Source organism: Citrobacter sp. CtB7.12 (assembly GCF_001297795.1).
In the GTDB taxonomy this organism is placed as follows: Bacteria; Pseudomonadota; Gammaproteobacteria; order Enterobacterales; family Enterobacteriaceae; genus Citrobacter_A; species Citrobacter_A amalonaticus.
The window spans coordinates 17,299-42,574 of record NZ_LIFT01000020.1 but is presented as its reverse complement, the minus strand read 5'-3'; the positions used below and the strand labels follow the sequence as shown (position 1 = coordinate 42,574).

The following is a 25,276-nucleotide window of genomic DNA, read 5'->3' as shown; positions in this document are numbered from 1 at the left end:
GTAAATCTATGAAAATCGGCATCATTGGTGCAATGGAAGAAGAGGTTACGCTGCTGCGTGACAAAATCGAAAACCGTCAAACTCTCACCCTGGGCGGTTGTGAAATTTACACCGGTCAGCTTAACGGAATCGACGTTGCGCTGCTGAAATCCGGTATTGGTAAAGTGGCGGCGGCGCTGGGCGCTACGCTGCTGCTTGAACGCTGCAAGCCGGACGTCATTATTAACACCGGTTCCGCAGGCGGCCTCGCTCCAACCCTGAAAGTGGGCGACATTGTGGTCTCTGATGAAGCGCGCTATCACGACGCTGACGTCACCGCATTTGGTTATGAGTTCGGCCAACTGCCGGGCTGCCCGGCCGGTTTTAAAGCCGATGAAAAACTGATTGCCGCAGCGGAATCCTGCATCGCTGAGCTGAACCTGAACGCGGTACGCGGCTTGATTGTCAGCGGCGATGCCTTTATTAACGGCTCCGTGGGGCTGGCGAAAATCCGTCACAACTTCCCGCAGGCCATTGCCGTTGAGATGGAAGCCACCGCGATTGCGCACGTTTGCCATAACTTCAAGGTACCGTTTGTGGTGGTCCGCGCGATCTCGGACGTTGCCGATCAGCAGTCCCATCTCAGCTTTGATGAGTTCCTGGCCGTTGCCGCGAAGCAATCCACGCTGATGGTTGAATCGCTGGTACAGAAACTGGCGCATGGCTAAATCCTTCTCCAGGGCGCTTGTCGCCCTGCTGTTAGCCCTCCCGGTGTGGCTGCATGCCGCACCGCGCGTGATTTCACTCTCTCCCGCCAACACGGAACTCGCCTTTGCCGCCGGGATCACCCCCGTTGGCGTCAGCAGCTATTCAGACTATCCGCCACAGGCGCAACGCATCGAGCAGATCTCGACCTGGCAAGGCATGAATCTGGAACGGATTGTGGCGCTGAAGCCGGATCTGGTCCTCGCCTGGCGCGGCGGTAATGCCGAACGACAGGTCAATCAACTCTCCTCGCTGGGCATCAAGGTCATGTGGATCGATGCCGTCACCATCGAACAGATTGCCGACACGTTGCAGAAGCTGGCCGACTTTAGCCCGCATCCCGAAATGGCAAAGCACGCCGCGCAAACCTTGCTGGACGACTATTCGCAGCTAAAATCTCAGTATGCAGGCAAAACGAAAAAACGCGTGTTTTTGCAGTTTGGTATCAATCCGCCCTTTACCAGCGGAAAAGGATCGATTCAAAACGAGGTTATTGAGCTCTGCGGGGGAGAAAACATCTTTGCCGGCAGTCGGGTTCCCTGGCCGCAGGTCAGTCGTGAACAGGTGCTGGCGCGCGCGCCGCAAGCGATCGTTGTCGCCGGCGATGCAGGTGAAATTCTCAAAATTAAGCAATACTGGGGTGATCAACTACAAATTCCGGTAATTCCTCTCAACAGTGACTGGTTTGAACGCGCAAGCCCGCGTATTATCCTCGCCGCAAAACAACTCTGTAATGCGCTTTCCCTGGTGAATTAGCGCCTGCCCCAACAGGTGTGTTGTGAGGATTTGATCATGCTCGTCTATTGGCTGGATATTGTAGGCACAGCAGTATTTGCTATCTCTGGCGTGTTACTGGCCGGGAAACTGCGTATGGACCCGTTTGGCGTGCTGGTATTGGGCGTCGTTACCGCCGTGGGCGGCGGGACGATCCGTGATATGGCATTAGATAACGGTCCCGTTTTCTGGGTTAAAGACCCAACCGATCTGGTGGTGGCGATGGTCACCAGCATGTTGACGATCCTGCTGGTGCGTCAGCCCAGACGCTTGCCTAAATGGATGCTGCCGGTGCTGGACGCCGTCGGCCTGGCGGTGTTTGTCGGGATCGGCGTCAACAAAGCATTTATAGCTGGGACGGGGCCGCTGGTGGCTATCTGTATGGGTGTCATCACCGGCGTGGGCGGCGGTATTATTCGCGATGTGCTGGCACGAGAAATCCCGATGATCCTGCGTACGGAAATCTACGCAACGGCCTGTATTATCGGCGGTATTGTCCACGCAACCGCGTATTACACCTTCGCGATGCCGCTGGAAGCCGCCAGTATGATGGGGATGGTTGTGACGCTGGTCATTCGCCTCGCGGCGATCCGCTGGCATCTGAAGCTGCCGACATTTGCGTTAGATGAGAATAGCCGTTAAATCCAGGCCGGATTAGGCGCTTTGCCCGGTAGCGCCTGCGCTTACCGGGCGCATTACAGACAGCACTCAGATGCTGAAGGAAGAGCCACACCCGCAGGTGCTTTTCGCATTCGGGTTGGTAACTACAAAACGAGAACCTTCCAGACCTTCGGTGTAGTCAACGGAACCGCCGACCAGATACTGCAGGCTCATAGGGTCAACCACCAGGCCAACGCCCTGTTTCTCGATGGTCATATCGCCTTCGTTGACCTGGTCATCAAAGGTAAAACCATACTGGAAACCGCTGCAACCGCCACCGGTGATATAGACACGCAGTTTCAGGTTCGGGTTTTCTTCGTCCGCGATCAGGCTTTTTACTTTATTGGCTGCTGCTTCAGTAAATTGCAGTGGCAGCGCTACGTCATCACTCATATTTTTGCTCCAAACGACATCGGCAATTGGGCAAATTCTGACCCAATATTAACGCCATTATCTAATACCCTGGTATTTCATTCAAGTATTCTCGCCAGCGGTGGTCGTCTGACTTTTTGCCGCCTGCTCCGCTTCCTGCTTCGCCAGCGTGCGGGCAAGGATAGTGGAGTATAGCGGTTTTCCGCCCAGGAATTGTGCTAATAGTGTTGCGCCAAGACAGGTAATAATCATTGGCAAAATGAGCTGATAGTTATCGGTCATCTCCAGCACCAGCACAATCCCGGTCAACGGCGCGCGCACCGATGCCGCCAGCAACGCGCCCATTCCGGCAATGGCGAACGTTCCGGCCTCAAGCTGATAATGCGGAAAGCCTGCCGCTGCTGCCATACCAAATGCGGTGCCCAACAACGTACCCAGCGCCAGCATCGGCGCAAAGATCCCGCCGGGCGCACCGGAAGAGAAACAGAGCAACGTGGTGATCACTCGCGCGATAAAGATAAACAGCAACAGTCCGACGCTAAAATTGCCCGCCGCCGCAATAGGGATAAGGTTAAAACCGCCGCCAGCCGCCGCTGGTTCAATCAGCCCCAAAATGCCACACAGACCGCCAATCGCCCCGCCCATCAGCACCCATTTAGTGGTGTTTCCATGGTGAAAGCGCTGGAACATATCCTGAGTACGCAGCACCAGCTTATTGAAAACCGGTCCTACACAGCCAAAAATCATCCCGAGGATCAGATACAGCCACAGCGTATTGACCGGTGAGTTGGACAGTTTCCCCACTTCGATAATCGGCGATTCACCGTTGAAAATGCGGAAAACAATGCTCGACATGATCACGCCGGTAAAGACGGCTTTGATCGAGATAAGGTTATAGCGAAACTGCGGGCGCATCTCCTCAATGATAAACAGAATGCCCGCCAACGGTGCGTTGAAGGCGGCAGAAAGCCCTGCCGCTGCCCCGGTTGCCAACAGCGTGTGGCGCGCCTCGGCGCTACGCATGCGGAAGATATCCAGCACCATGCGGCCAATATTTCCGCCGATTTGTACCGTCGGCCCTTCGCGTCCCAGCACCATCCCTGCACCCAGCGTGCCCATCCCACCGATAAACTTCACCGGCAACACACGCCACCAACGGACGGGGCGAAGCTCTTCCAGCGCCCCTTCGATCTCCGGGATCCCCGACCCGCCAGCTTCCGGCGCAAATTTACGCACCAGAAAATAGCCGACCATCGCCAGTAATGCAGAGAGAATAAACGCCAACGGCCAGAGCAGCATCGGATGGTCAGCCACATTCACTAGCGCACCGATACGCAGGTTTTGCACCCAGCTCACCGCTTTTTCGAACGCCACGCCTGCCAGACCGGTAAGCGTCCCCACCACTGCCGCCATCATTAAGATCGCCAGCGGTGTTTTATCTCGCTCCAGCAGTCGACGGATTTGGTCCCTGCGCCGTAAGCGCACAATTTGCTGTGCTTCAAAAGAGGGAGTTTCTGTCTTCATCAGATGATCATTAATTGGTAATACAAATGCAGAGGCGGCATTGTACTCGCCTCTTACCCGAAAATCCCCTGCAAATCGTAATGTTTCAAATGCGCAAAACTTTCATAACCTTCTCTGAATAACTAGAATAGCGGGCATTCACTTTTTCTACGAACCAGGAACCCATCCATGAGTAAGTCTGAAAACCTCTACAGCGCAGCACGCGAGCTAATCCCCGGCGGCGTTAACTCCCCTGTTCGCGCCTTTACTGGCGTGGGTGGTACTCCGCTGTTTATCGAAAAAGCGGACGGCGCATATCTGTACGATGTCGATGGCAAAGCCTATATCGATTACGTCGGCTCCTGGGGACCGATGGTGCTGGGACACAACCATCCGGCGATCCGCAACGCGGTGATCGAAGCGGCTGAGCGCGGCCTGAGCTTTGGCGCGCCGACCGAGATGGAAGTCAAAATGGCGGAGCTTGTGACCGAACTGGTACCGACGATGGACATGGTACGAATGGTCAACTCCGGTACCGAAGCGACCATGAGCGCCATTCGTCTGGCGCGTGGTTTCACTGGCCGCGATAAGATCATCAAATTTGAAGGCTGCTACCACGGCCACGCGGACTGTCTGCTGGTAAAAGCCGGCTCCGGCGCACTGACGCTGGGCCAGCCGAACTCTCCCGGCGTGCCGGCAGATTTTGCAAAGCATACCCTGACCTGTACTTATAACGATCTCAATTCCGTGCGTGCCGCGTTCGAGCAGTTCCCGCAGGAGATCGCCTGTATCATCGTTGAGCCAGTGGCAGGCAATATGAACTGCATCCCGCCGCTGCCGGAATTCCTGCCGGGTCTGCGCGCACTGTGCGATGAGTTCGGCGCGCTGCTGATTATCGACGAAGTGATGACCGGCTTCCGCGTGGCGCTGGCTGGCGCACAGGATTACTACAGCGTGGTGCCGGATCTGACCTGTCTGGGCAAAATCATTGGCGGCGGTATGCCTGTAGGAGCGTTCGGCGGTCGTCGCGACGTGATGGACGCGCTGGCCCCGACCGGCCCGGTTTATCAGGCGGGCACCCTCTCCGGCAATCCCATTGCCATGGCGGCCGGTTTTGCCTGTCTGACCGAAGTGGCGCAGCCGGGCATTCACGAAACGCTGGATGAACTCACGACGCGCCTGGCGGAAGGTCTGCTGGAAGCGGCAGAGGAAACCGCGATCCCGCTGGTCGTTAACCACGTTGGCGGCATGTTCGGGATTTTCTTCACCGACGCGAAAACTGTCACCTGCTATCAGGACGTGATGGCCTGTGACGTGGAACGCTTCAAGCGCTTCTTCCACATGATGCTGGACGAGGGGATTTACCTTGCGCCATCCGCGTTTGAAGCGGGCTTTATGTCCGTAGCGCACAGCATGGAAGACATCAATAACACTATCGACGCCGCGCGTCGGGTGTTTGCAAAGCTGTAACAGAGTACGTTTTAAACCGTAGGCCGGGTAAGGCGAAGCCGCCACCCGGCTTTTTTATTGCCGGATGGCGACGCGAAGCGTCTTATCTGGCCTACACGAAAAACATCCGAATCAACGACTCTGCTTACGTAACAGATAAATAAAGTACGGCGCACCGATAAACGTCGAGAGTATCCCCGCCGGGATCTGATACGGAAACAGCACCATCCGCCCGCACCAGTCGGCAAAGATGAGCAATAATCCTCCCGCCAGCGCCGACATCACAATATGCGGCATCGTTCGACGAAAACCTAACATCCGCGCGATATGCGGCGCCATCAGCCCGACAAAACTCAGTGGGCCGATTGTCATTGTGGCGGCAGCCGTCAGACTGGCTGCCAGCAGCAGCAGGCCAACCCGCGACGGTGTCAGCGCGATACCGACTGCACGGGCGGTATCACCGCCCAGCGGCAAAATCGTCAACCAGCGACGGCACAGTGGCGTGATCGCCAGCAGGATCGCCATCACCACCCCGGTATGCAGCACCTGCTGACCCGTCGCATTATAGGTCGAACCGGAGATCCAGGTCAGTACCCCGGCCATGCGCGGATCGCCGCTTGCCTGTAGCATCATCAGCAGCATGGTGAAGGCCGTGCTGAGCGCCATCCCGGCCAGCAGCATACGGTGGGGGGAGAACCCTCCCCGTCCGGCGGCAATCATAATGATCAACAGCGTGGCGGCAGCACCGAGACTCCCTGCGGGCAACAGCCAGCCAAACGCATCGCCCGGCACCAGAAACAGCATCAGCACAACGCCGAACGCCGCGCCGGAGCTGATCCCCAGCACCTCAGGACTCGCCATCGGGTTCCCGGTCAGCCGCTGGATGATACACCCCGCCACCGCCAGCATCACCCCGGCGATCATCGCCGCCAGAATGCGCGGCCAGCGCCAGGGCATCAGTTCTTCCAGTTGCACGCCGCTGGCCCAGCTCCAGCCCTGCGCGTCACGCCCCAGCGACAGCGCGACATATGCCCCGATCAACAGCAGCACGCCGCCGATCAGCGCATAACCCAGCACATGCTGACGTTCCGTCGTCACCCGGTCGCTGACGTTCATGTCCGGCGCGCTCATACTACGCAGGCGCGGTAGCAGCCACAGCAGCAGCGGTGCGCCGATCAGTGCCGTCACAGAACCGGTGGACACTTCCATCCATACGCGGGTCAGCCAGAGAATAACCTGATCGGACAGCCACAGAATCAGCGCCCCAATCAGCGGAGCCAGCATCAGGCGCGCCAGCAGACGACGCGCGCCCAGCATTTTCGCCAACAGCGGCGCAAACAGACCGATAAAACCGATAATCCCTACCGCATTGACCAGCAGCGCGCTAAGTACAATCGCCAGCGTCAGCGCCGCCAGACGCGCCAGCGACAGCGCCAGCCCTAAGTTGCGCGCAACGCCATCATCCAGCCCCATCAGGGTTAGCGGGCGCAACAACAACAGAGTGAGCATGACGCCGCCCAGCAGCTGCGGCCACAGACGCTGCACACCGCCCCAGTCAGTTTGCGTCAACGTTCCGGTACTCCACAGGAACATGCTCTGCAACTGATCGTGGTGAAAGATGACTAACAGTTGGTTGATGGCCCCGCAGTACAGACTGACCACCAGACCGGCGAGGATCAGCGTGACGGGAGAAAGTCGTTTTCCCCAGGCGACGCCAAACACCAGCGCCCCGACAATACAGGCGCCCGCCAGAGCGGCAAACTGCCCGGCCATCACGCCCGGTATCGCCCACAATGTCGTGACCGTCATCCCTAACTGTGCGCCGGTCGCCACGCCCAGCGTGGTCGGTTCGGCCAGCGGGTTACGCAGCACCTGTTGAAAGAGCACGCCAACCAGACCCAGCCCGGCCCCAACCAGCAGGGAGATCACCAGACGAGGGAGAAGGCTGTAATGGAAAATCATCTGCTCGATGACGTCGATATCCGGTGACCACAGCGCCTGCTGCCACTGGGTACGCGGCAGCGCAACGGTGAAATTCGTCCAGGTTAACCCTACGGCGACGATAAACAACAGCGCCAGCAATAACGCCGGGAAACGTGCAATACGTTGACTCACGCCTTGCCCCCCAGCGCATTATCCAGAATACGGACAAAATTCATGGTCGACAGTGTGGCGCCATAAAACCACACGGGCGGTACGCGCTGGAAACGCCCTTCACGCACGAACGGCATCGCCTGCCAGAGCGGCGTTGCCATCAGCGTGGCCATCTCTTTGTTATTCCCATGATCAAAGCAAAGCACATCGGCATCTTTGTAGGCTGCAAGGCGATCGATTCCGACCACCGTACTGCCCCAGAAATTGGTTTCTCCCTGCCAGGCGTTGCGAATCCCGTATTCATCCAGCACGTCCTGGAACAGGCAGTTCGGGCCGAAAACCAGCATATGGCGAGGATCGAGGAGAGTGATCAACAGCAGCGGGCGCTCTCCGCGCTGCACAAAGCGCGATTTCCGGCTGGCAATAAACTGGTCGTATTCCGCCAGATGTCGCTCAGCTGCAGATTCCAGATTCAGCATCTGCGCCATATCGATCAGAGATCGACGCGCCACGGCTAAGGGCTGTTTGCCATCGCTGAAGTTGAAGCCACGTCCGGGCGCAATTCGCGCCAGCGTTTCGGGAGAAGGGCCGTACCCTGTCGACCAGAACATATAGGAGGGTTTCATTTCGGTCAGCAGCTCAAGGTTCGGCTCAGTGCGTAATCCGACATCAATCACCGATGCTGGCAGCGGCGGTTCATTCACCCACAGGCGGTAGTTAGGAATGTCTGCCACGCCATAGGGCGTCACGCCAAGCGCCAGCAACAGCTCGACCGGCAGCCACTCCAGCGCCACGATACGATGTGGATCGACAGCGGCCGCGCGCGCCGGTTTCATCTGCCAGAGCAGCGGGGAAAGTGCCATCGCCGTTAATAAACGACGACGTGTTATGTGGTGTAAGCCGCTCATCAATACACAAAACTCACAGGTGCAGCGCCTGCCGGATGCGGCAGGATCCCCATCGGGATGCCATAAATACGTTCCAGGGTTTCGCTACGCATCAGGTCGGCGGGCGTTCCCTGGGCAATCATTTCGCCCCCGCGCAAGGCGACTAAGTAGTCACAGTAGCGGGCAGCCATGTTGATATCATGCAGCACAGCGATCACCGTCAGGCCACGCTCCTGGCTGAGTCGATGAACCAGCGCCAGCACATCCACCTGGTGGGCAATATCCAGCGCCGAGGTGGGTTCATCGAGCAGCAGACAGCGACTGTCCTGCGCCACCAGCATCGCAATCCACGCGCGCTGACGTTCACCGCCGGAAAGACTGTCGACCAGACGATGCGCCAGGGGTTTTAACCCTACCAGCGCGATCGCCTCTTCCACTTTTTCTCTGTCCGCGACGCCAAAACGGCCCAGCGCCCCGTGCCACGGATAGCGACCAATCGCCACCAGTTCACGTACGGTCATCCCTTCCGCCTGCGGCAACTGCTGCGGTAAATACGCCACCTTACGGGCAAACGCTTTGCTGTTCCAACTGTTCAGCGGTTGCGCATCGAGCAGGATATCCCCTTCTGACGGCGGCTGATGGCGACCCAACATTTTTAACAACGTGGATTTACCTGAACCATTGTGACCAATCAGGCCAGTCACTTTACCGACGGGAAAAGTTAACGACAGAGGGTGCAGAAGCGTGCGACCTGGCACGCGAAAGGAGACATCACGCAGTGCAAACGTGGTATCGGGATGATGAGTCTGTTCCTGCATAGCGGCCAACTTGTAAAGCGGGCACGCAATGCGTGCCCAAAGAAAAATTAGAAACGGAAGGTTGCGGTAGCAACGACCTGACGTTCCGCGCCCCAGAAGCAGCCATAGGTGTTAAAGCAGCTGGCGACGTATTCGCGGTCAAACAGGTTGGTAACGTTAACTGCAACGCTAGAACCCGCCATACCCAGGCGTGCGAGATCGTATTTAACGACAGCATCCATCACTGTTGAACTACCCACTTTGAAGGAGTTCGCTGGATCACCATAGCTGGAACCGACATAACGACCACCTGTTCCCAGAGTTAAACCAGACAGCGGGCCTTCATTGAAGGTGTAATCGCCCCACAGAGAAGCCATATTTTTTGGTACTTGAACAGGCGTTTTACCTTTAAGCGACGTGTCTTCCGTATATTCAGCATCGGTATACGTATAAGACGCTGTCACGTTAATGTTCGCATTCACTGCGGCTTTCGCTTCTAACTCAACGCCACGAGAACGTATTTCACCGGCTGGAACCTGTGCAAACGGATTCAGCGGATCGGTGGTCAGGTTATTTGTTTTTGTCAGCTCATACACAGCAGCAGTAACAACAACCGGCAGATCTTTTGGAACATATTTCACACCAGCTTCATATTGCTTGCCTTTTGACGGCGCATAAGCAACGTTGTCAGCAGGTGTTGCAGCCCACGCTTTAGATGGGTTCGGCTCGAAAGATTCGCTGTAGCTAAAGTACGGTGTAATACCGTTGTCAAAGAGATAGTTTATCCCACCACGCCAGGTGAATTGCTCATCGTTACGTTCAACTTTCTGATTGCTGGCACGAATGGTTGTTGCCTGCTGGGACCAGTCATAACGACCTCCCAATGTTGCAACCCATTTATTCCATTCCAGTTGATCCTGGACATACACACCAGTTTGGTGCTGGGTATTGAGCTGGAACGGTTTCGCGTCCGGGAAATCAACATCCGTATACACGGGGTTATTCATATCTAACGACGGTGCAGTTCCGTAGGCGTTATCGATATCATTACGCAAACGTGAATAGTCGATACCGGTCAGCAAAGTATGTCCGACGTCTCCCGTCGCGAACTTGCTTTCCAACTGGGTATCCACGCCGAAATCATTGTAGCGTTCATTGGCTACGATGCTTGAGCGGGTCAATTGATTACCCACAGCACCAAAACCGTACACGCTCTGCTGGGATGTCTTAATTTGGCTATAGCGTAAATTTTGGCGCACAGTGAAAGTATCATCAAAACTGTGTTCAAAGCTGTAGCCAACCATACGCTCATAACGTGAATAAGTATTGTTCGGAGCGTAGTCAGTAAAGCTTACTGGCAAACGGGAACCATCAGGCAACGGAACCACAGTACCTTCTTTCGGCAACCATCCGTAATAACCCGTTGAAGGTTCATTCTGAATGTTTGCACGCAACGTCAGATTAGTTCTTTCATCAGGTTTCCAGCTAAACACCGGCGCAATGGCATAGCGCTTCTGCTTCGCGAAATCCTGTTGTTCGTCATTAGAACGCGCCAGCCCTGTTAAACGATAGGAATAGACGCCGTCATCATCCAGAGAATCGCTGAAATCAAAACCGGTCTGGAACAGATTATCTGTCCCCATTTTGAACTGAATTTCTTTTAACGGCTCTGATGTTGGGCTTTTGCTGACCATAGAGATCAGGCCACCTGGGTTACTTTTCCCATAAAGAACAGAAGTTGGCCCACGCATCATCTCTACACGTTCAAGCATGTAAGGGTCAACAACGGCAGAACTGTAGTAATCACCCTGTAGTTTAATACCATCAAGGTAATTGTTCGGGGTCGGACCAGGGGTGTAGAAGCCACGAATGATAACGAAATCATAAGTACTGGAAGCGCCACGTGTAGAAACAGCTGCGCCGGGCGTATAGGCTAAAGCCTCTTTCACCGACCCAGGCTGATGCATATCCATTTCTTCACGCGTCACTACCGAAACAGACTGCGGAGTCTTTTCGATAGGCGTATCAGTTTTGGTTGCAGTGGCGGAGCGCTTCGCGGCAATGGTCGGAGATGGTCCCCATGCACTTTCCTGCGGAGCAGGAGCCGCAGTGACGGTGATAGTGTCTTCTTTTTTCGGTTCAACCGCCGCCTGTGCATAGACAGACATGCCGCTAACCGCTGTGGCTACTACGACTGCGATTTTACGCAGCGAGTGTTTTGGCTGAGCAGTTTTTTGACGCGCCATTGGTATATCTCTGATGGAAAGTGAATGATAACGTAAACGAGAATTATTATTATGACGGCAGAATAATATTCGAAACGCGGCCGCGATAGCAAGCGATACGCGTCCCTACCAAAACTGAGGGGTTAAGAAATATCCAGATGAAAAGAAAGGGTTAAAAAGAAGCCGGAAATGTTTCTGTGAAGGCATTGCCGGATGGCGGCGAAAACGCCTTATCCGGCCTACCACCCAAAACCTGCATGAGCCGGTAGGCCGGATAAACGAAGCGCCATCCGGCACGGCGGTTAGTTACCGCCAAACATATCCTTAATCCATCCCGCCACGCCATCGCTGTCTTTCTTCTCTTCCTTCGGCGGCTGTTGCTGCGGTTGCTGTGGCTGAGAGGATTGATCGAACGGGTTCCCGGTCGGCTGCTGCATCATTTCGCCCTGCTGGCAGAGCGAGTCGGGATCGGAGGTCCAGACTGGCAACGTGCGCATACCGCCACTGCAGACAAAGTTGCCGTCATAGTCGACGCCCATCTCCGCAATATCTTCCGGTGGCGTCAGCGTGAGCGGCGTTGGCGTCTGGTTAGCCAGATAGCGCTGATAAATCGACATCGCCCCGCTCGCCCCGTACAGCTTCGTCGGCTGGTTGTTATCGCGACCCACCCAGGTGATGGTCACCTGACTACCGTCAATACCGGCAAACCAGGTATCGACGTTGTTGTTGGTGGTCCCGGTTTTACCCGCCAGATGCAGATTCGGGTACTTCGCGCCCAGCTGACGACCAGTACCACGCTGCACCACCTGCTGCATCGTCCACAGCGTCATATAGGCGGCCTGCGCCGGAACGGCACGCTCCGCCTGCGGGAAGCTCTGATACAGCACAGTGCCGTCTTCAGCGATGACCGAACGCAGCGCGGAAAGCGGCGCACGATTACCGCCGCTGGCGATCGTCTGGAACGCCTGTGCCACTTCGATCGGCGTCAGGTTCAGTGCCCCCAGCAGCATAGCCGGAACCGGATGCAACTGCTCTTTCGGCACGCCCAGCTTCAGCCAGGTGTCGGTGACAGCCGGCAAGCCAAGCGCCATCCCCAGATTGACCGTCGGCACGTTCATAGAACGCGTCAACGCATCCACCAGCATCACTTTTCCGCTTTCGCTGTAGCGACGGTCATCGTTCTGCGGCGACCACACCTGGCCGTTTGGTTGACGCAGCGCAATCGGCGCATCGGCAATCCAGGTGTTCAGGCGATAGATTTTCGGCTGGCTCAGCGCGGTCAGATAGGTTGCCGGTTTGGCCAGTGAACCAATCGAGCGACGTGCCTGCATCGCGCGGTTATAGCCTGCAAACTGCGGCTCAGCGCCGCCGACCATAGCGCGGACTTCGCCACTGAAGCGGTCTACCACTACAATCGCCGTTTCAAGATCGCTCAGTTTGCGCTGTTTCTTCAGTTCCGGAATGCCATCAACGGCGGCTTTCTCAGCGGCATCCTGGGCGACAGAGTCAAAGGTGGTGAAGATCTTCACGCCGGAGAGATCTTTTACTTTATCACCCAGCTTCGCCTGCAACTCCTGACGCACCATCTGCATAAACGCGGGCTGTGGTGAGATCACCCCACCGCGCGGCTGCACGCCTAACGGACGCGCGCTCAGCATGTCGTAGAGTTCCTGATCGATCACCTGTTGTTGTTGCAGCAGGCGCAGCACCAGGTTACGACGTTCAAGCGCCAGTTTCGGGTTGCGCCAGGGGTTGTAGATTGAGGCCCCTTTCACCATCCCTACCAGCAGCGCCTGCTGATCAAGGCTCAGTTCCTCTACCGGACGGCCAAAGTAGTACAGGCTCGCCAGCGGGAATCCACGGATCTCATTATCACCGCTCTGACCGAGATACACCTCGTTCATATACAGCTCAAGAATACGATCTTTGCTGTAGCGCGCATCCATCAGCAGCGCCATATAGGCTTCGTTAGCCTTACGCCAGTACGAACGTTCGCTGGAGAGGAACAGGTTTTTCACCAGCTGTTGGGTCAGGGTACTTGCCCCCTGTACCGTGCGTCCGGCGGTCAGGTTCGCCAGCACCGCGCGACCGATGGAGTACAGACTCACCCCGTCATGTTCATAGAAATGACGGTCTTCCGTCGCCAGCAGCGTATCCACCAGCAGATCCGGGAAGCCACTACGCGGGACAAACAGACGCTGTTCACCGTTTGGCGACGACAGCATGGTAATCAAACGCGGATCGAGACGGAAGAAACCGAACTGGCGGTTGTTGTCCATGTTGACAATGGTATCCAGGCGGCCGCCATCGAACGTCAGACGCGCGCGCACCTGACCCTCCTTGCTGTCCGGGAAATCAAACGGACGGCGGATCATCTCAATACTGTTCGCCTGCACGGTAAACTCGCCAGGACGCGTCATTTTGCTGACCTGACGGTACTGGGTGGCTTCCAGCAGTTTAACCATTTCGTTTTTGCTGACCGACATTTCCGGCTCAAGGTTGACCATCCGGCCATATACCGCCGCCGGCAACTGCCAGACCTTGCCATCGATACGGCTACGGATTTTTTGATCCAGATAGACGCCGTAAATGGCAAGCAGTACCGCAAAAACAATCGCAATTTTCAGCAGCAGCCACAACCAGCCGCGCTTACCACGAGGCTTACGCCCTCTGCCTTTACCTTTACGCGGCATCGGTTCTTCATCCTCATAGTCATCATCATATTCGTCGTCGTACTCATCATCTCTGAGTTGGCGACGGCTCACCTTTTGTTTCACCGGACGCGTGGGTTTCCCTTTGCGTCCAATTGGCTCGCGGTCATTCCCGGCCATGCTTTTTCTCCGCAACATTCAGGCGCAAAGGCCTGATTCTCTGTTCTTCCGTCAGAAGACAGAAGAAGAAATCTCTCAATTTTACTGCTCTTTTGCCGGATGCGGCATAAACGCCTTATCCGGCCTACGAATACTTTTTGGTTCGCCGCGTCGGCGCCGTGTTCGCCGGATCGTCCGGCCAGACATGTTTGGGGTAGCGCCCTTTCATCTCTTTTTGCACGTCGCGATACGACCCTTGCCAGAACGCGGCCAAATCCTGAGTAATCTGCAACGGTCGCTGCGCGGGGGATAAGAGCTCCAGCACCAGTGGCACGCGGCCCTCCGCAATAGTCGGCGTTTTGGCCTCGCCAAACATCTCCTGCATTCTGACCGCCAGCGCCGGCGGGTTATCTTCGTGATAACGAATGGCTATCCGACTTCCCGTCGGCACAGTGTAATGTGTGGGTAACGAACTCACCAGACGTTGCTGCAGGGAATAATTCAGTAATCCGCTCAATGCCTGGTGAACATCCAACGATTTCAGGCCGCGCAGCGAATGCACGCCGCTCATATGCGGCAGCAGCCAGTTCTCCAGCGTGGCCAGCAATGTCCTGTCGTCCACCGCAGGCCAATCATACTCCGGCAGCCATTTCGCCGCACAATGCAAACGTAACCGCAGTTGTTCTGCCGCAGGCGTCCAGTTGAGCACGCTCAGGCCTTTATCGCGGATACCGTTAAGCATCGCCAGATGCAACTCGTCTTCAGACGGTTTTGCCAGCGGCTGGACTTTAACCGTCAGTTCGCCTATCCGCATTCTACGCCAGGCTTTCAGCGTCCCCTGCGCCTCATCCCACTCAATGGTATCAGACTGCTGTAGCAGTTCAGGACAACGCGAGATAAGCGCGTCGATATCGAGCGGCAGCGCCAGCAGGATCCGCGCATCCGGCGACGCGCTCCCCTGCAGCAACAGAGGCGCAATCAACCATTCGTGCCGCCCCAGCGCATCATCGACATCCAGCGCCGCGCCCATACCGTTCGCCAGTTGATAACGCCCGTCCTGGCTGCGTCGACGCGCGATGCGATCGGCAAAGGCCTGGGCCAGCAGTGGGGCGATGCGCGACGCATCCGCTTCGCCGTTACGAACATTCAGACGTTTGAGAAGTTGCTGACTGCGCTGCTGCCAGGCAGGCTGATGGCGGGAAAACGCCACTCCCAGATCGGTATTGCCCATCCGCGGCGGCTCCTCAAGAATGGCTGCCAGCTTTGCTGCCGTAGCTGCATCGTCGGGCGTGGCAGCACTGACTAGCATCGCGGCCAGGCGCGGATCGTTACCCAACGCCGCCATTTTTTGCCCTATCGCACTGAGCTGCTCGTCATCCAGCGCGCCCAGCATGTGCAGTAATCGTTTCGCCGCCTGTACGTTGACGGCGGGTGGCAGATCCAGCCAGGTGAGTTGCGCGGGATCGCGACATCCCCACTGCAACAACTCCATCAGCAAACCGGAGAGATCGCTGTGCAACATCTCAGGATCCCCCTGTGCTGCCGCGCGTTCCGCCTGCTCTTTCGCCAGCAGATGCAGACAAATCCCCGGCTCCAGACGCCCGGCACGCCCGGCGCGCTGGGTCATTGAGGCCTGGCTAATGCGCTGAGTGATAAGCCGGGTCAACCCGGTTCGCGCATCAAACCGCGCCACCCGCTCCTGCGCGCAATCCACCACCAGTCGAATCCCCTCAATGGTCAGACTGGTTTCCGCAATATTGGTTGCCAACACAACTTTGCGCATCCCGTCCGGGGCCGGCAAAATCGCTTTGCGCTGATCGTTGAGCGACAGCGCGCCATACAGCGGACACAGCAGCACATCGCTGCCGACTCGCGTACTTAATTGCTCCTGTACGCGCAGGATCTCCCCGACACCGGGTAGAAACAGCAGCAGCGAGCCTGGCTCTCTGCGCAGCAGCTCGGCGCAGGCGACCGCCACGGCTTCGTCGAAACGCAATTGCGACGCCAGCGGTTGATAACGCCGCTCAACGGGAAAGGCGCGCCCTTCGGAAACGATCACCGGCGCATCCGGCAGGCACTGTTGCAGGCGATCGTTATCCAGCGTGGCGGACATAATCAACAGTTTGAGATCGTCGCGCAGCCCTTGCTGCACATCCAGCAGCAGCGCCAGTGCGAGATCCGCCTGCAAACTGCGTTCGTGAAATTCATCGAGGATCACCAGCCCAACGCCACTGAGTTCCGGGTCACGCTGGATCATACGCGTCAGAACCCCTTCGGTAACCACCTCAAGCCGTGTTGCTGGCCCGACGCAGGATTGCGATCGCATCCGGTAACCGACCGTCTCACCGGGCTTTTCATTGAGCAGTTCCGCAAGCCTTTGCGCCACGTTTCGTGCCGCCAGACGACGCGGTTCCAGCAGGATAATCCGCCCTTCGAACCCTTTATGTGCCAGAAACTGTAGCGGTAACCAGGTTGACTTACCGGCACCCGTCGGCGCGCTCAGCAGAACCTGCGGCGCAGAATCCAGAGCGGTAAGCAATTCAGGCAGTACAGCGGCAACAGGTAACGACGTCACAAATGGCTCCAGAGGGTTAACATTCTTCGCGCCGCATTGTAGCATCGCGTTAATTCATAACCGAGTACCTAAGATGTCTGAGCCGAAACGGCTGTTTTTTGCCCTCGAACTCCCCACCACCGTGCGCGAAGAGATAATACAGTGGCGAGCGGCGCATTTCCCCCCTGAAGCGGGGCGACCGGTCGCGGCCGAAAATCTGCATTTAACGCTGGCGTTTTTAGGCGATGTGAGCGCAGACAAACAACAGGCGCTGATCGCCCTTGCCGGACGCATTCGCCAGCCGGGTTTTACGCTCAATCTCGATGATGCCGGGCAGTGGTTACGCTCTCGTGTGGTCTGGCTGGGGACGCGTCAGTCCCCACGTGGGCTGCTGCAACTGGCCAATATGCTGCGAGCCCAGGCGGCGCGCAGCGGTTGTTATCAGAGTCCGCAGCCGTTTCACCCTCACGTCACGCTACTGCGCGATGCAAGCCATGCGGTGGCGATCCCGCCGCCGGGCTTTTGCTGGTCCTTTCCGGTGACGGAATTTACCCTCTATGCCTCGACCTTTGCACGCGGTCGCACGCGTTATACGGAACTTCAGCGCTGGACGCTCAGCGACTAATTAAGGAAATGCGCGATGCAATTTACTCCTTCTCTCCAGCGCGCGACGCTGGTTCAGCGGTATAAACGCTTTTTAGCCGATGTGATCACACCTGACGGGACTGAACTCACGCTACACTGCCCTAACACCGGGGCGATGACCGGGTGTGCAACGCCCGGTGATACGGTCTGGTATTCGACGTCGGAGAATAGTAAACGCAAATATCCGCACACCTGGGAATTAACGCAAACCCAGACGGGCGCGTTAATTTGTGTGAATACGTTATGGGCTAACAGGCTGACGAAAGAGGCCATTGAACAGGGGCGAGTTTCAGAACTTTCAGGTTATTCCACGCTGAGAAGCGAAGTAAAATACGGCGCCGAACGGAGCCGCATTGATTTTATGTTACAGGCAGATTCGCGGCCTGACTGCTATATTGAAGTGAAATCGGTAACGTTAGCGGAAAAGGATTTTGGTTATTTTCCCGATGCCATCACTGAACGAGGTCAGAAACATCTTCGGGAACTGATGAGCGTAGCGGCTGAGGGCAAACGCGCAGTGATTTTCTTTGCCGTCCTGCACTCCGCCATTACACGGTTTTCACCCGCGCGCCATATTGACGCGAAATATGCGCAACTATTGTTCGAAGCACAGCGTAAGGGGGTAGAAATTCTGGTTTATAAAGCGGAACTTTCTGCCGATAGTATGACTCTGATAGAGCCATTAACTGTCACTTTATAGTGTTGTAAACAATTGGTTATTTAGTATTCTGGTCGCGTGCGCAAATACGCTTTTCCTCACAGGGTTGTCAAGTGTTACGTTTAGTTAATTGCTATCCGGAAAAGCATCTGCTATTTATAGCGACCTGATTTTTCCCCCGAACATGGGGATCGATAGTGCGTGTTAAGGAGAAGCAACATGCAAGAAGGGCAAAACCGTAAAACATCGTCCCTGAGTATTCTCGCCATCGCTGGGGTGGAGCCGTACCAGGAGAAACCGGGCGAAGAGTATATGAACGAAGCCCAGCTGTCGCACTTCAGGCGTATTCTTGAAGCATGGCGTAATCAACTTAGGGATGAAGTCGATCGCACCGTTACTCATATGCAGGATGAAGCTGCCAACTTCCCGGACCCGGTAGACCGTGCCGCACAGGAAGAAGAGTTCAGCCTCGAACTGCGTAACCGTGACCGTGAGCGCAAACTGATCAAAAAGATCGAGAAAACGCTGAAGAAGGTTGAAGACGAAGATTTCGGCTACTGCGAATCCTGCGGTGTGGAAATTGGTATTCGTCGCCTGGAAGCGCGTCCGACAGCCGATCTGTGCATCGACTGCAAAACGCTGGCTGAAATTCGCGAAAAACAGATGGCGGGCTAAGGCCTGGCGTTTGAAACGTTTACAACAGGCGGGGCTTTCCCCGCCTGTTCATTTTTACACAAAGATGACTGACTCACACTACATTGGCCGATTCGCTCCATCGCCTTCCGGTGAACTGCATTTTGGCTCCCTCATTGCTGCGCTGGGCAGCTACTTACAGGCTCGCGCCCGTCAGGGAGTATGGCGAGTACGTATAGAAGATATTGATCCCCCTCGTGAAGTTCCCGGTGCCGCTGACACTATTCTGCGTCAACTGGAACATTACGGCCTGCACTGGGATGGCGACATTTTATGGCAGTCACAACGCCATGACGCCTACCGCGAAGCGCTCGCCTGGTTATACGACCGGGGGCTGAGCTACTACTGCACCTGTACCCGTGCGCGGATCCAGAGCATTGGCGGAATATATGATGGTCATTGCCGTGAGTTACACCACGGGCCGGAACAGGCGGCGGTGCGGATTAAACAGCGGCATCCTGTCACCCGTTTTCACGATCGGCTGCGCGGAGACATTCAGGCTGACGAACGACTGGCGAGAGAGGATTTTATTATCCATCGCCGTGATGGACTGTTCGCCTATAACCTGGCGGTGGTGGTGGATGACCATTTTCAGGGGGTCAGCGAAATCGTGCGCGGCGCCGATTTGATCGAACCGACGGTGCGACAAATTTCACTGTACCAGCAGTTCAGCTGGACGCCTCCCGACTATATTCATCTACCGCTGGCGCTCAATGAACAAGGCGCTAAACTTTCCAAACAGAATCATGCCCCTGCCTTGCCGCACGGCGATCCACGCCCTGTTCTTATCGACGCGCTACACTTTCTCGGGCAACAGAGCGATTTGCCGTGGCAGGAGATGCGCGTCGATGAGATCCTGGCATCCGCCGTGGCAAACTGGACGCTTTCGACGATACCTGAATCGGCGATTGTAAATCCGGCATTCTCAAATACGTCGTGCTGAGCTATGATTAGCCGCTATTTTTACACAGCCAACGATTTGAACTGAATTCTGAATATTGTTTGACACTACCGAGGTGCACTATTTTTACCCGAGTCGCTAATTTTTGCCGCAAGGTGCTAAGCCGCGAGGAGAGCGAGGCCGAAATTGCCGTCGCCCGTCCGCGTATGACGGTCATCCCGCGCGAGCAGCACGCTATTTCACGCAAAGATATCAGTGAAAATGCCCTGAAGGTAATGTACAGGCTGAATAAAGCGGGATATGAAGCCTGGCTGGTTGGCGGTGGCGTCCGCGACCTTCTGCTCGGCAAAAAACCGAAAGATTTTGACGTCACAACCAATGCGACGCCGGACCAGGTGCGCAAGCTGTTCCGCAATTGCCGTCTTGTTGGCCGCCGTTTCCGTCTGGCGCACGTCATGTTTGGCCCTGAAATTATTGAAGTCGCCACCTTTCGAGGTCACCACGAAGGCAGCGAAAGCGACCGCACCACGTCCCAGCGCGGACAAAACGGCATGCTGCTGCGCGACAACATTTTCGGCTCCATCGAAGAAGACGCCCAGCGCCGTGACTTCACCATTAACAGCCTTTATTACAGCGTCGCCGATTTCACCGTTCGCGACTATGTCGGCGGCATGCAGGATCTGGAAGATGGCGTGATTCGCCTGATCGGCAATCCGGAAACCCGCTATCGCGAAGATCCGGTGCGGATGCTGCGCGCCGTGCGTTTCGCAGCCAAGCTCGATATGAAGATCAGCCCGGAAACGGCAGAGCCGATCCCGCGCCTGGCCACGCTGCTCAACGATATCCCGCCTGCGCGTCTGTTTGAAGAGGCGCTGAAGCTGCTACAGGCGGGCTACGGCTATGAAACTTATAAAAAGCTGCGCGAATACAGCCTGTTCCAACCATTGTTCCCGACCATTACGCGCTATTTCACCGAGAATGGCGACAGCGCAATGGAACGTATCATCGCGCAGGTACTGAAAAATACCGATAACCGCATTCATAACGATATGCGCGTTAACCCGGCCTTCCTGTTTGCCGCGATGTTCTGGTATCCGCTGCTGGAAATGGCGCAGAAAATCGCCCAGGAAAGCGGTCTGGCCTACTATGACGCGTTTGCGCTGGCAATGAATGAAGTGCTCGATGAAGCCTGCCGTTCGCTGGCAATCCCGAAACGCCTCACGTCGCTGACCCGCGATATCTGGCAGCTACAGCTGCGCATGTCCCGTCGTCAGGGTAAACGCGCGTGGAAGCTGATGGAGCATCCGAAATTCCGCGCCGCATATGATTTACTCGCTCTGCGTGCTGAAGTGGAAAACAATGCCGAACTGCAGCGTCTGGCGCAGTGGTGGGGAGAATTCCAGGTTTCTGCGCCACCCGAGCAGAAAGGCATGCTGAACGAGCTGGATGAAGATCCATCGCCGCGCCGTCGTCACCGTCGTCCGCGCAAGCGTGCGCCGCGTCGTGAAGGAACGGCATGACCCTCGTTTATATCGCACTGGGCAGTAATCTGGCCTCTCCTCTGGAGCAGGTCAATGCTGCCGTCAACGCGATAGGCGAGATCCCCGAAAGCCAGATTGTCGCCATCTCTTCTTTTTATCGAACCCCGCCGCTGGGCCCACAGGATCAGCCCGATTACCTGAACGCCGCCGTGGCGCTGGAAACAACGCTCGAACCAGAAGCCCTGCTCGACCACACCCAGCGCATCGAACTCCAGCAGGGCCGGGTACGCAAGGCCGAACGCTGGGGACCGCGCACGTTAGACCTGGATATCATGCTGTTTGGCGATCGCGTCATCAACAGCGAACGCCTGACCGTGCCGCATTACGATATGAAAAATCGCGGTTTTATGCTCTGGCCGCTGTTCGAAATCGCCCCTGACCTGCACTTCCCTGACGGTACCTCACTGCAACAGAGACTCACTCATCTTGGTGCAGAAAAACCCGCACACTGGTAATGGCCCTCACCTCATTTCCTGTTTATTGCTTTCGCGCAAACAGTTGCTTAAAACAATTGCCCCCCTGAATGTGACTGTTAGAATGCCGGTAAATATGACGTTCACCATCAGGAAATGTTATGAAACCGACCACCCTCTCGCTGTTGCAGAAGTGCAAACAAGAGAAAAAACGCTTCGCCACCATTACTGCTTATGACTACAGTTTCGCCAGACTGTTTGCCGACGAAGGGATCAATGTGATGCTGGTCGGGGATTCCCTGGGGATGACAGTACAGGGGCATGACTCCACCCTGCCGGTGACGGTTGAGGATATCGCTTACCACACGCAGGCGGTGCGTCGCGGCGCGCCGAATTGCCTGCTGCTCGCCGATCTGCCGTTTATGGCTTACGCGACGCCGGAACAGGCCTTTGAAAATTCGGCCACCGTCATGCGTGCGGGCGCGAATATGGTCAAGATTGAAGGTGGCGCCTGGCTGGTGGAGACCGTGAAAATGCTCACCGAGCGCGCGGTCCCCGTCTGCGGACACCTGGGCCTGACGCCACAGTCGGTCAATATTTTCGGCGGCTATAAAATTCAGGGCCGTGGCGATGCCGGACAGGTTTTGCTGGACGATGCCCTGGCGCTGGAAGCCGCAGGCGCGCAGCTCATCGTGCTGGAATGCGTTCCGGTTGAACTGGCCAAACGCGTGACGGAGGCGCTCTCCATTCCGGTTATCGGTATCGGTGCAGGCAACGTGACCGACGGACAAATTTTAGTCATGCACGACGCCTTTGGCATCACCGGCGGCCATATTCCGAAATTTGCCAAAAATTTCCTTACGCAAGCAGGCGACATGCGCGCCGCGGTACGGCAGTATATTGCCGAGGTTGAGTCCGGCGTCTATCCGGGCGAAGAACACAGTTTCCATTAAGGAGTCTTGTTGTGCTGATTATTGAAACCCTGCCGCTGCTGCGCCAGCATATCCGCAGAGCCCGTCAGGAAGGGAAGCGCATTGCGCTGGTGCCGACGATGGGCAACCTGCATGATGGTCACATGAAGCTGGTGGATGAAGCCAAAGCCCGTGCGGACATCGTGGTGGTGAGTATTTTCGTCAACCCAATGCAGTTTGACCGTCCGGACGATCTGGTGCGCTACCCCCGCACGCTGCAGGAAGACTGCGAAAAACTGAACAAGCGTAAGGTGGATTTCGTCTTTGCTCCCGCACCGGACCAAATCTATCCTCAGGGCACCGACGGGCAGACCTACGTGGATGTCCCCGGCCTTTCGACGATGCTGGAAGGCGCCAGCCGCCCGGGCCATTTCCGTGGGGTTTCAACCATCGTCAGCAAGTTGTTCAATCTGGTACAACCGGACGTCGCCTGCTTTGGCGAGAAAGACTTCCAGCAACTGGCGCTGATCCGCAAAATGGTTGCCGACATGGGCTACGACATCGAGATCGTCGGCGTGCCGATTATTCGCGCCAAAGACGGTTTAGCCCTGAGTTCGCGTAACGGTTATCTGACGGCCGAACAACGCAAAATCGCCCCAGGTTTGTACAAAGTGATGGGCCGCATCGCGGAGAAACTGCAGGCTGGCGAGCGTGAACTGGAAGAGATTATTGCCATCGCTGAACAGGAGCTGACGGAAAAAGGCTTCCGCCCCGATGACATTCAGATCCGCGATGCTGACACGCTGCTTGAGCTAACCGAAAGCAGCCAGCGTGCGGTGATTCTGGTTGCCGCATGGCTTGGCCAGGCACGGTTAATTGACAATCAGACGGTTGCATTAACCCAGTAGACAGGGGTTAAAAATCGGGCAATACTGCCTGAGAAATTTCTCAAAGCAGGTTTCGACCTGCTTCGTTATCGATACGAGTTTAAGGTAGACGTTATGATTCGCACTATGCTGCAGGGCAAACTCCACCGCGTGAAAGTAACTCAGGCGGACCTGCACTATGAAGGTTCCTGCGCCATCGATCAGGATTTTCTGGATGCCGCCGGGATTCTGGAAAATGAAGCCATCGATATCTGGAACGTGAGCAACGGTAAACGCTTTTCCACCTATGCGATTGCCGCCGAGCGCGGTTCCAGAATCATCTCCGTCAACGGCGCAGCGGCACACTGTGCCAGCGTGGGCGACATTGTGATCATCGCCAGCTTCGTGACCATGTCAGACGAAGAAGCGCGCCGCTGGCAGCCAAAGGTCGCTTACTTCGAAGGCGATAATGAAATGAAACGCACCGCAAAAGCCATTCCGGTTCAGGTTGCGTAAACGAACTACCCCTGCGGCTGATTGCTGATCAGCCGCGACATCGTCTCCAGCGAATCCGTTCTTAAGATATACAGGCGTTTCAGTAAAAACGGATTATCCCCCGGCTTCACCTTCCCTTTCATCGTAGTCACCGCCAGGTGAAATCCAGCCTCTTCCGCGGCTTTTACGGCCGTCGCGTTATAACCGCCAAACGGATACGAAAGATAAAGGACATGGGGATTAAACGGGGCCAGCGCACGCCGGGAGCGTGCAAAATCAAACAGAATATTGTGATGGCTGCGGCTGAGCAGGATTGGCCGGTGATAGCCGTCGACCCGATGTAAAAAGTGCGTATGGGACTGAAAGTCAAACACGTCGCGGATACCATTAAGCTCTGAAATACTCATAAACTGCAGCGATTTGGGGTCCCATTTTTGTGGGCGAACTTTAATTCGCGACGAGATAATAAACGCCGTGGCCTTCATCCCATACTGCTTCAGCACCGGATAAGCATAACGACTCACTGACTTCAGGCCGTCATCAAAGGTAATCACCACCGCTCGCGCGGGCAGATTCATGTTGTTACGCACATAGCCTTCCACTTGCGCCATCGTCAGCGTACGGTATCCGCGATCGCGCAGCCAGGTCATCTGGTTGCTGAAGGCGCGAACTGACGTGGTGGTGGAGGTATGACGAAAACGGGTGTTCTCTTCATCGCGCAGAATATGGTGATAGGTCAGCACAGGCAATCCACGGTCTTCCTGGGCATCGAGGGCGCTTATCCAGGCCAGCCGGTCGCCAATGCGAATCTGATACCAGGTTTGATTCAGCCGGTCTTTCAGTTTACTGATGATGGGATAACGCAGATTATCCGCCAGTATGCCAAACGGCGCACTACCAATATTCGGTGCGTTATAAACGGGGGTGGCTTGCCAGGTGATCAGATTCTGATTGCTGAGCGGTTTATTGAGATCGCCGAGGCTGTCCTCAACGCGTTGTTTACCCTGCACCGGTTCCAGATGGCCCTTATCAATAAACCCGGTGCCAAAACCGAATTTGAATTCGTAATAATCCGCCGCGACCGGAATGACAGAAATAATCTGTCCGGCGCGAATATTTCCCACGGTCACCATGTCATCGCCTATTTGCGCCCAAATAGCCGCATCTTCAGTGGTTTGCATATAGCGAGCAGGCAACGCCGCACTGACGACTGTAGAGAGGGACAGCAGCAGCAGAAACAGATATTTCATCATTAACCATAACCGGGGCAAGAAACAACGCAGC

Annotated in this window: 22 protein-coding genes and 1 pseudogene; 13 read left to right on the top strand and 10 right to left on the bottom strand. The window is 56.1% G+C overall.

The features are described 5' to 3' along the window. Positions 1 to 8 precede the first annotated feature (8 nt). Genes mtnN through AOY24_RS19185 form a run of 3 tightly spaced genes read left to right on the top strand, consistent with a single transcriptional unit; the run spans position 9 to position 2,160 of the window. A complete protein-coding gene (gene mtnN, locus AOY24_RS19195; RefSeq protein ID WP_044255386.1) occupies positions 9 to 707 on the top strand; it encodes a 5'-methylthioadenosine/S-adenosylhomocysteine nucleosidase in 699 nt (232 codons plus the stop codon). Next, the gene (gene btuF, locus AOY24_RS19190) at positions 700 to 1,500 is read left to right on the top strand and encodes a vitamin B12 ABC transporter substrate-binding protein BtuF (RefSeq protein ID WP_054177179.1); all 801 of its coding nucleotides are present in this window, start codon (positions 700 to 702) and stop codon (positions 1,498 to 1,500) included. Before mtnN ends, btuF begins: the two co-directional genes overlap by 8 nt. A gap of 36 nt (positions 1,501 to 1,536) precedes the next feature. Then, a complete protein-coding gene (locus tag AOY24_RS19185; RefSeq protein ID WP_042997876.1) occupies positions 1,537 to 2,160 on the top strand; it encodes a TRIC cation channel family protein in 624 nt (207 codons plus the stop codon). A gap of 66 nt (positions 2,161 to 2,226) precedes the next feature. Here the strand turns inward: AOY24_RS19185 and erpA are convergent, their stop codons facing one another. From erpA to clcA, 3 genes and pseudogenes are all read right to left on the bottom strand, one after another. Then, entirely contained in the window at positions 2,227 to 2,571 is a 345-nt protein-coding gene (gene erpA / locus AOY24_RS19180) for an iron-sulfur cluster insertion protein ErpA (protein ID WP_042997877.1), read from the bottom strand. Beyond that, positions 2,568 to 2,621 (bottom strand): annotated as a pseudogene (yadW, locus tag AOY24_RS25670) (small protein YadW); the annotation flags it as partial. The pseudogene yadW and the gene erpA, both read right to left, overlap by 4 nt. A gap of 31 nt (positions 2,622 to 2,652) precedes the next feature. After that, positions 2,653 to 4,074: a H(+)/Cl(-) exchange transporter ClcA gene (gene clcA, locus AOY24_RS19175; protein ID WP_054177178.1), complete on the bottom strand. Its 1,422-nt coding sequence runs from the start codon at positions 4,072 to 4,074 to the stop codon at positions 2,653 to 2,655. A gap of 168 nt (positions 4,075 to 4,242) precedes the next feature. Between clcA and hemL the strand changes: the two genes are divergently transcribed. After that, positions 4,243 to 5,523 (top strand): glutamate-1-semialdehyde 2,1-aminomutase, encoded by a 1,281-nt coding sequence (gene hemL / locus AOY24_RS19170; protein WP_042997879.1) that lies wholly within the window; start codon positions 4,243 to 4,245, stop codon positions 5,521 to 5,523. 111 nt (positions 5,524 to 5,634) lie between these two features. Here the strand turns inward: hemL and fhuB are convergent, their stop codons facing one another. From fhuB to hrpB, 6 genes are all read right to left on the bottom strand, one after another. After that, positions 5,635 to 7,617 (bottom strand): Fe(3+)-hydroxamate ABC transporter permease FhuB, encoded by a 1,983-nt coding sequence (gene fhuB, locus AOY24_RS19165; protein WP_044328511.1) that lies wholly within the window; start codon positions 7,615 to 7,617, stop codon positions 5,635 to 5,637. Continuing rightward, positions 7,614 to 8,504, bottom strand: coding sequence for a Fe(3+)-hydroxamate ABC transporter substrate-binding protein FhuD (fhuD, locus tag AOY24_RS19160; RefSeq protein WP_042997881.1), 891 nt, complete (start codon positions 8,502 to 8,504; stop codon positions 7,614 to 7,616). The genes fhuB and fhuD overlap by 4 nt, the downstream gene beginning before the upstream one ends. After that, positions 8,504 to 9,301, bottom strand: a complete 798-nt coding sequence (fhuC, locus tag AOY24_RS19155; protein WP_044255394.1) for a Fe3+-hydroxamate ABC transporter ATP-binding protein FhuC — start codon at positions 9,299 to 9,301, stop codon at positions 8,504 to 8,506. Before fhuC ends, fhuD begins: the two co-directional genes overlap by 1 nt. A 47-nt stretch (positions 9,302 to 9,348) precedes the next feature. After that, positions 9,349 to 11,526, bottom strand: coding sequence for a ferrichrome porin FhuA (gene fhuA / locus AOY24_RS19150; protein WP_054177177.1), 2,178 nt, complete (start codon positions 11,524 to 11,526; stop codon positions 9,349 to 9,351). Positions 11,527 to 11,807: 281 nt separating this feature from the next. Then, positions 11,808 to 14,336, bottom strand: a complete 2,529-nt coding sequence (mrcB, locus tag AOY24_RS19145) for a bifunctional glycosyl transferase/transpeptidase (RefSeq protein WP_054177176.1) — start codon at positions 14,334 to 14,336, stop codon at positions 11,808 to 11,810. Between the two features lie 124 nt (positions 14,337 to 14,460). Further along, the gene (hrpB, locus tag AOY24_RS19140; protein ID WP_054177175.1) at positions 14,461 to 16,890 is read right to left on the bottom strand and encodes an ATP-dependent helicase HrpB; all 2,430 of its coding nucleotides are present in this window, start codon (positions 16,888 to 16,890) and stop codon (positions 14,461 to 14,463) included. 73 nt (positions 16,891 to 16,963) lie between these two features. Between hrpB and thpR the strand changes: the two genes are divergently transcribed. The 9 genes from thpR (at position 16,964) to panD (ending at position 24,013) form a co-directional block, all read left to right on the top strand. Then, positions 16,964 to 17,494 (top strand): RNA 2',3'-cyclic phosphodiesterase, encoded by a 531-nt coding sequence (thpR, locus tag AOY24_RS19135; protein WP_042997886.1) that lies wholly within the window; start codon positions 16,964 to 16,966, stop codon positions 17,492 to 17,494. A gap of 15 nt (positions 17,495 to 17,509) precedes the next feature. Continuing rightward, positions 17,510 to 18,214 carry a DNA/RNA nuclease SfsA gene (gene sfsA, locus AOY24_RS19130; protein ID WP_042997887.1) on the top strand — a complete coding sequence of 235 codons (705 nt, stop codon included), beginning with the start codon at positions 17,510 to 17,512 and terminating at the stop codon, positions 18,212 to 18,214. Positions 18,215 to 18,391: 177 nt separating this feature from the next. Further along, positions 18,392 to 18,847, top strand: a complete 456-nt coding sequence (gene dksA / locus AOY24_RS19125) for an RNA polymerase-binding protein DksA (RefSeq protein ID WP_003829221.1) — start codon at positions 18,392 to 18,394, stop codon at positions 18,845 to 18,847. 64 nt (positions 18,848 to 18,911) lie between these two features. Next, positions 18,912 to 19,808, top strand: coding sequence for a tRNA glutamyl-Q(34) synthetase GluQRS (gene gluQRS, locus AOY24_RS19120; protein ID WP_054177174.1), 897 nt, complete (start codon positions 18,912 to 18,914; stop codon positions 19,806 to 19,808). A gap of 80 nt (positions 19,809 to 19,888) precedes the next feature. Continuing rightward, positions 19,889 to 21,286 (top strand): polynucleotide adenylyltransferase PcnB, encoded by a 1,398-nt coding sequence (gene pcnB, locus AOY24_RS19115; protein ID WP_205685287.1) that lies wholly within the window; start codon positions 19,889 to 19,891, stop codon positions 21,284 to 21,286. Continuing rightward, positions 21,283 to 21,762 carry a 2-amino-4-hydroxy-6-hydroxymethyldihydropteridine diphosphokinase gene (gene folK / locus AOY24_RS19110; RefSeq protein WP_042997889.1) on the top strand — a complete coding sequence of 160 codons (480 nt, stop codon included), beginning with the start codon at positions 21,283 to 21,285 and terminating at the stop codon, positions 21,760 to 21,762. The genes pcnB and folK overlap by 4 nt, the downstream gene beginning before the upstream one ends. A gap of 119 nt (positions 21,763 to 21,881) precedes the next feature. Further along, a complete protein-coding gene (panB, locus tag AOY24_RS19105; protein ID WP_042997890.1) occupies positions 21,882 to 22,673 on the top strand; it encodes a 3-methyl-2-oxobutanoate hydroxymethyltransferase in 792 nt (263 codons plus the stop codon). 11 nt (positions 22,674 to 22,684) lie between these two features. Continuing rightward, the gene (panC, locus tag AOY24_RS19100; RefSeq protein ID WP_042997891.1) at positions 22,685 to 23,539 is read left to right on the top strand and encodes a pantoate--beta-alanine ligase; all 855 of its coding nucleotides are present in this window, start codon (positions 22,685 to 22,687) and stop codon (positions 23,537 to 23,539) included. 93 nt (positions 23,540 to 23,632) lie between these two features. Further along, entirely contained in the window at positions 23,633 to 24,013 is a 381-nt protein-coding gene (panD, locus tag AOY24_RS19095; RefSeq protein WP_042323756.1) for an aspartate 1-decarboxylase, read from the top strand. Between the two features lie 5 nt (positions 24,014 to 24,018). Here the strand turns inward: panD and AOY24_RS19090 are convergent, their stop codons facing one another. Further along, positions 24,019 to 25,245, bottom strand: coding sequence for a polysaccharide deacetylase family protein (locus tag AOY24_RS19090; protein ID WP_054177173.1), 1,227 nt, complete (start codon positions 25,243 to 25,245; stop codon positions 24,019 to 24,021). Between the last annotated feature and the right edge of the window lie 31 nt (positions 25,246 to 25,276).

Coding starts and splice junctions, on each gene's coding strand:
- mtnN (WP_044255386.1), top strand. CDS start 9: ATGAAAATCGGCATCATTGGTGCAATGGAAGAAGAGGTTACGCTGCTG.
- btuF (WP_054177179.1), top strand. CDS start 700: ATGGCTAAATCCTTCTCCAGGGCGCTTGTCGCCCTGCTGTTAGCCCTC.
- AOY24_RS19185 (WP_042997876.1), top strand. CDS start 1,537: ATGCTCGTCTATTGGCTGGATATTGTAGGCACAGCAGTATTTGCTATC.
- erpA (WP_042997877.1), bottom strand. CDS start 2,571: ATGAGTGATGACGTAGCGCTGCCACTGCAATTTACTGAAGCAGCAGCC.
- clcA (WP_054177178.1), bottom strand. CDS start 4,074: ATGAAGACAGAAACTCCCTCTTTTGAAGCACAGCAAATTGTGCGCTTA.
- hemL (WP_042997879.1), top strand. CDS start 4,243: ATGAGTAAGTCTGAAAACCTCTACAGCGCAGCACGCGAGCTAATCCCC.
- fhuD (WP_042997881.1), bottom strand. CDS start 8,504: ATGAGCGGCTTACACCACATAACACGTCGTCGTTTATTAACGGCGATG.
- fhuC (WP_044255394.1), bottom strand. CDS start 9,301: ATGCAGGAACAGACTCATCATCCCGATACCACGTTTGCACTGCGTGAT.
- fhuA (WP_054177177.1), bottom strand. CDS start 11,526: ATGGCGCGTCAAAAAACTGCTCAGCCAAAACACTCGCTGCGTAAAATC.
- mrcB (WP_054177176.1), bottom strand. CDS start 14,336: ATGGCCGGGAATGACCGCGAGCCAATTGGACGCAAAGGGAAACCCACG.
- thpR (WP_042997886.1), top strand. CDS start 16,964: ATGTCTGAGCCGAAACGGCTGTTTTTTGCCCTCGAACTCCCCACCACC.
- sfsA (WP_042997887.1), top strand. CDS start 17,510: ATGCAATTTACTCCTTCTCTCCAGCGCGCGACGCTGGTTCAGCGGTAT.
- dksA (WP_003829221.1), top strand. CDS start 18,392: ATGCAAGAAGGGCAAAACCGTAAAACATCGTCCCTGAGTATTCTCGCC.
- gluQRS (WP_054177174.1), top strand. CDS start 18,912: ATGACTGACTCACACTACATTGGCCGATTCGCTCCATCGCCTTCCGGT.
- folK (WP_042997889.1), top strand. CDS start 21,283: ATGACCCTCGTTTATATCGCACTGGGCAGTAATCTGGCCTCTCCTCTG.
- panB (WP_042997890.1), top strand. CDS start 21,882: ATGAAACCGACCACCCTCTCGCTGTTGCAGAAGTGCAAACAAGAGAAA.
- panD (WP_042323756.1), top strand. CDS start 23,633: ATGATTCGCACTATGCTGCAGGGCAAACTCCACCGCGTGAAAGTAACT.
- AOY24_RS19090 (WP_054177173.1), bottom strand. CDS start 25,245: ATGATGAAATATCTGTTTCTGCTGCTGCTGTCCCTCTCTACAGTCGTC.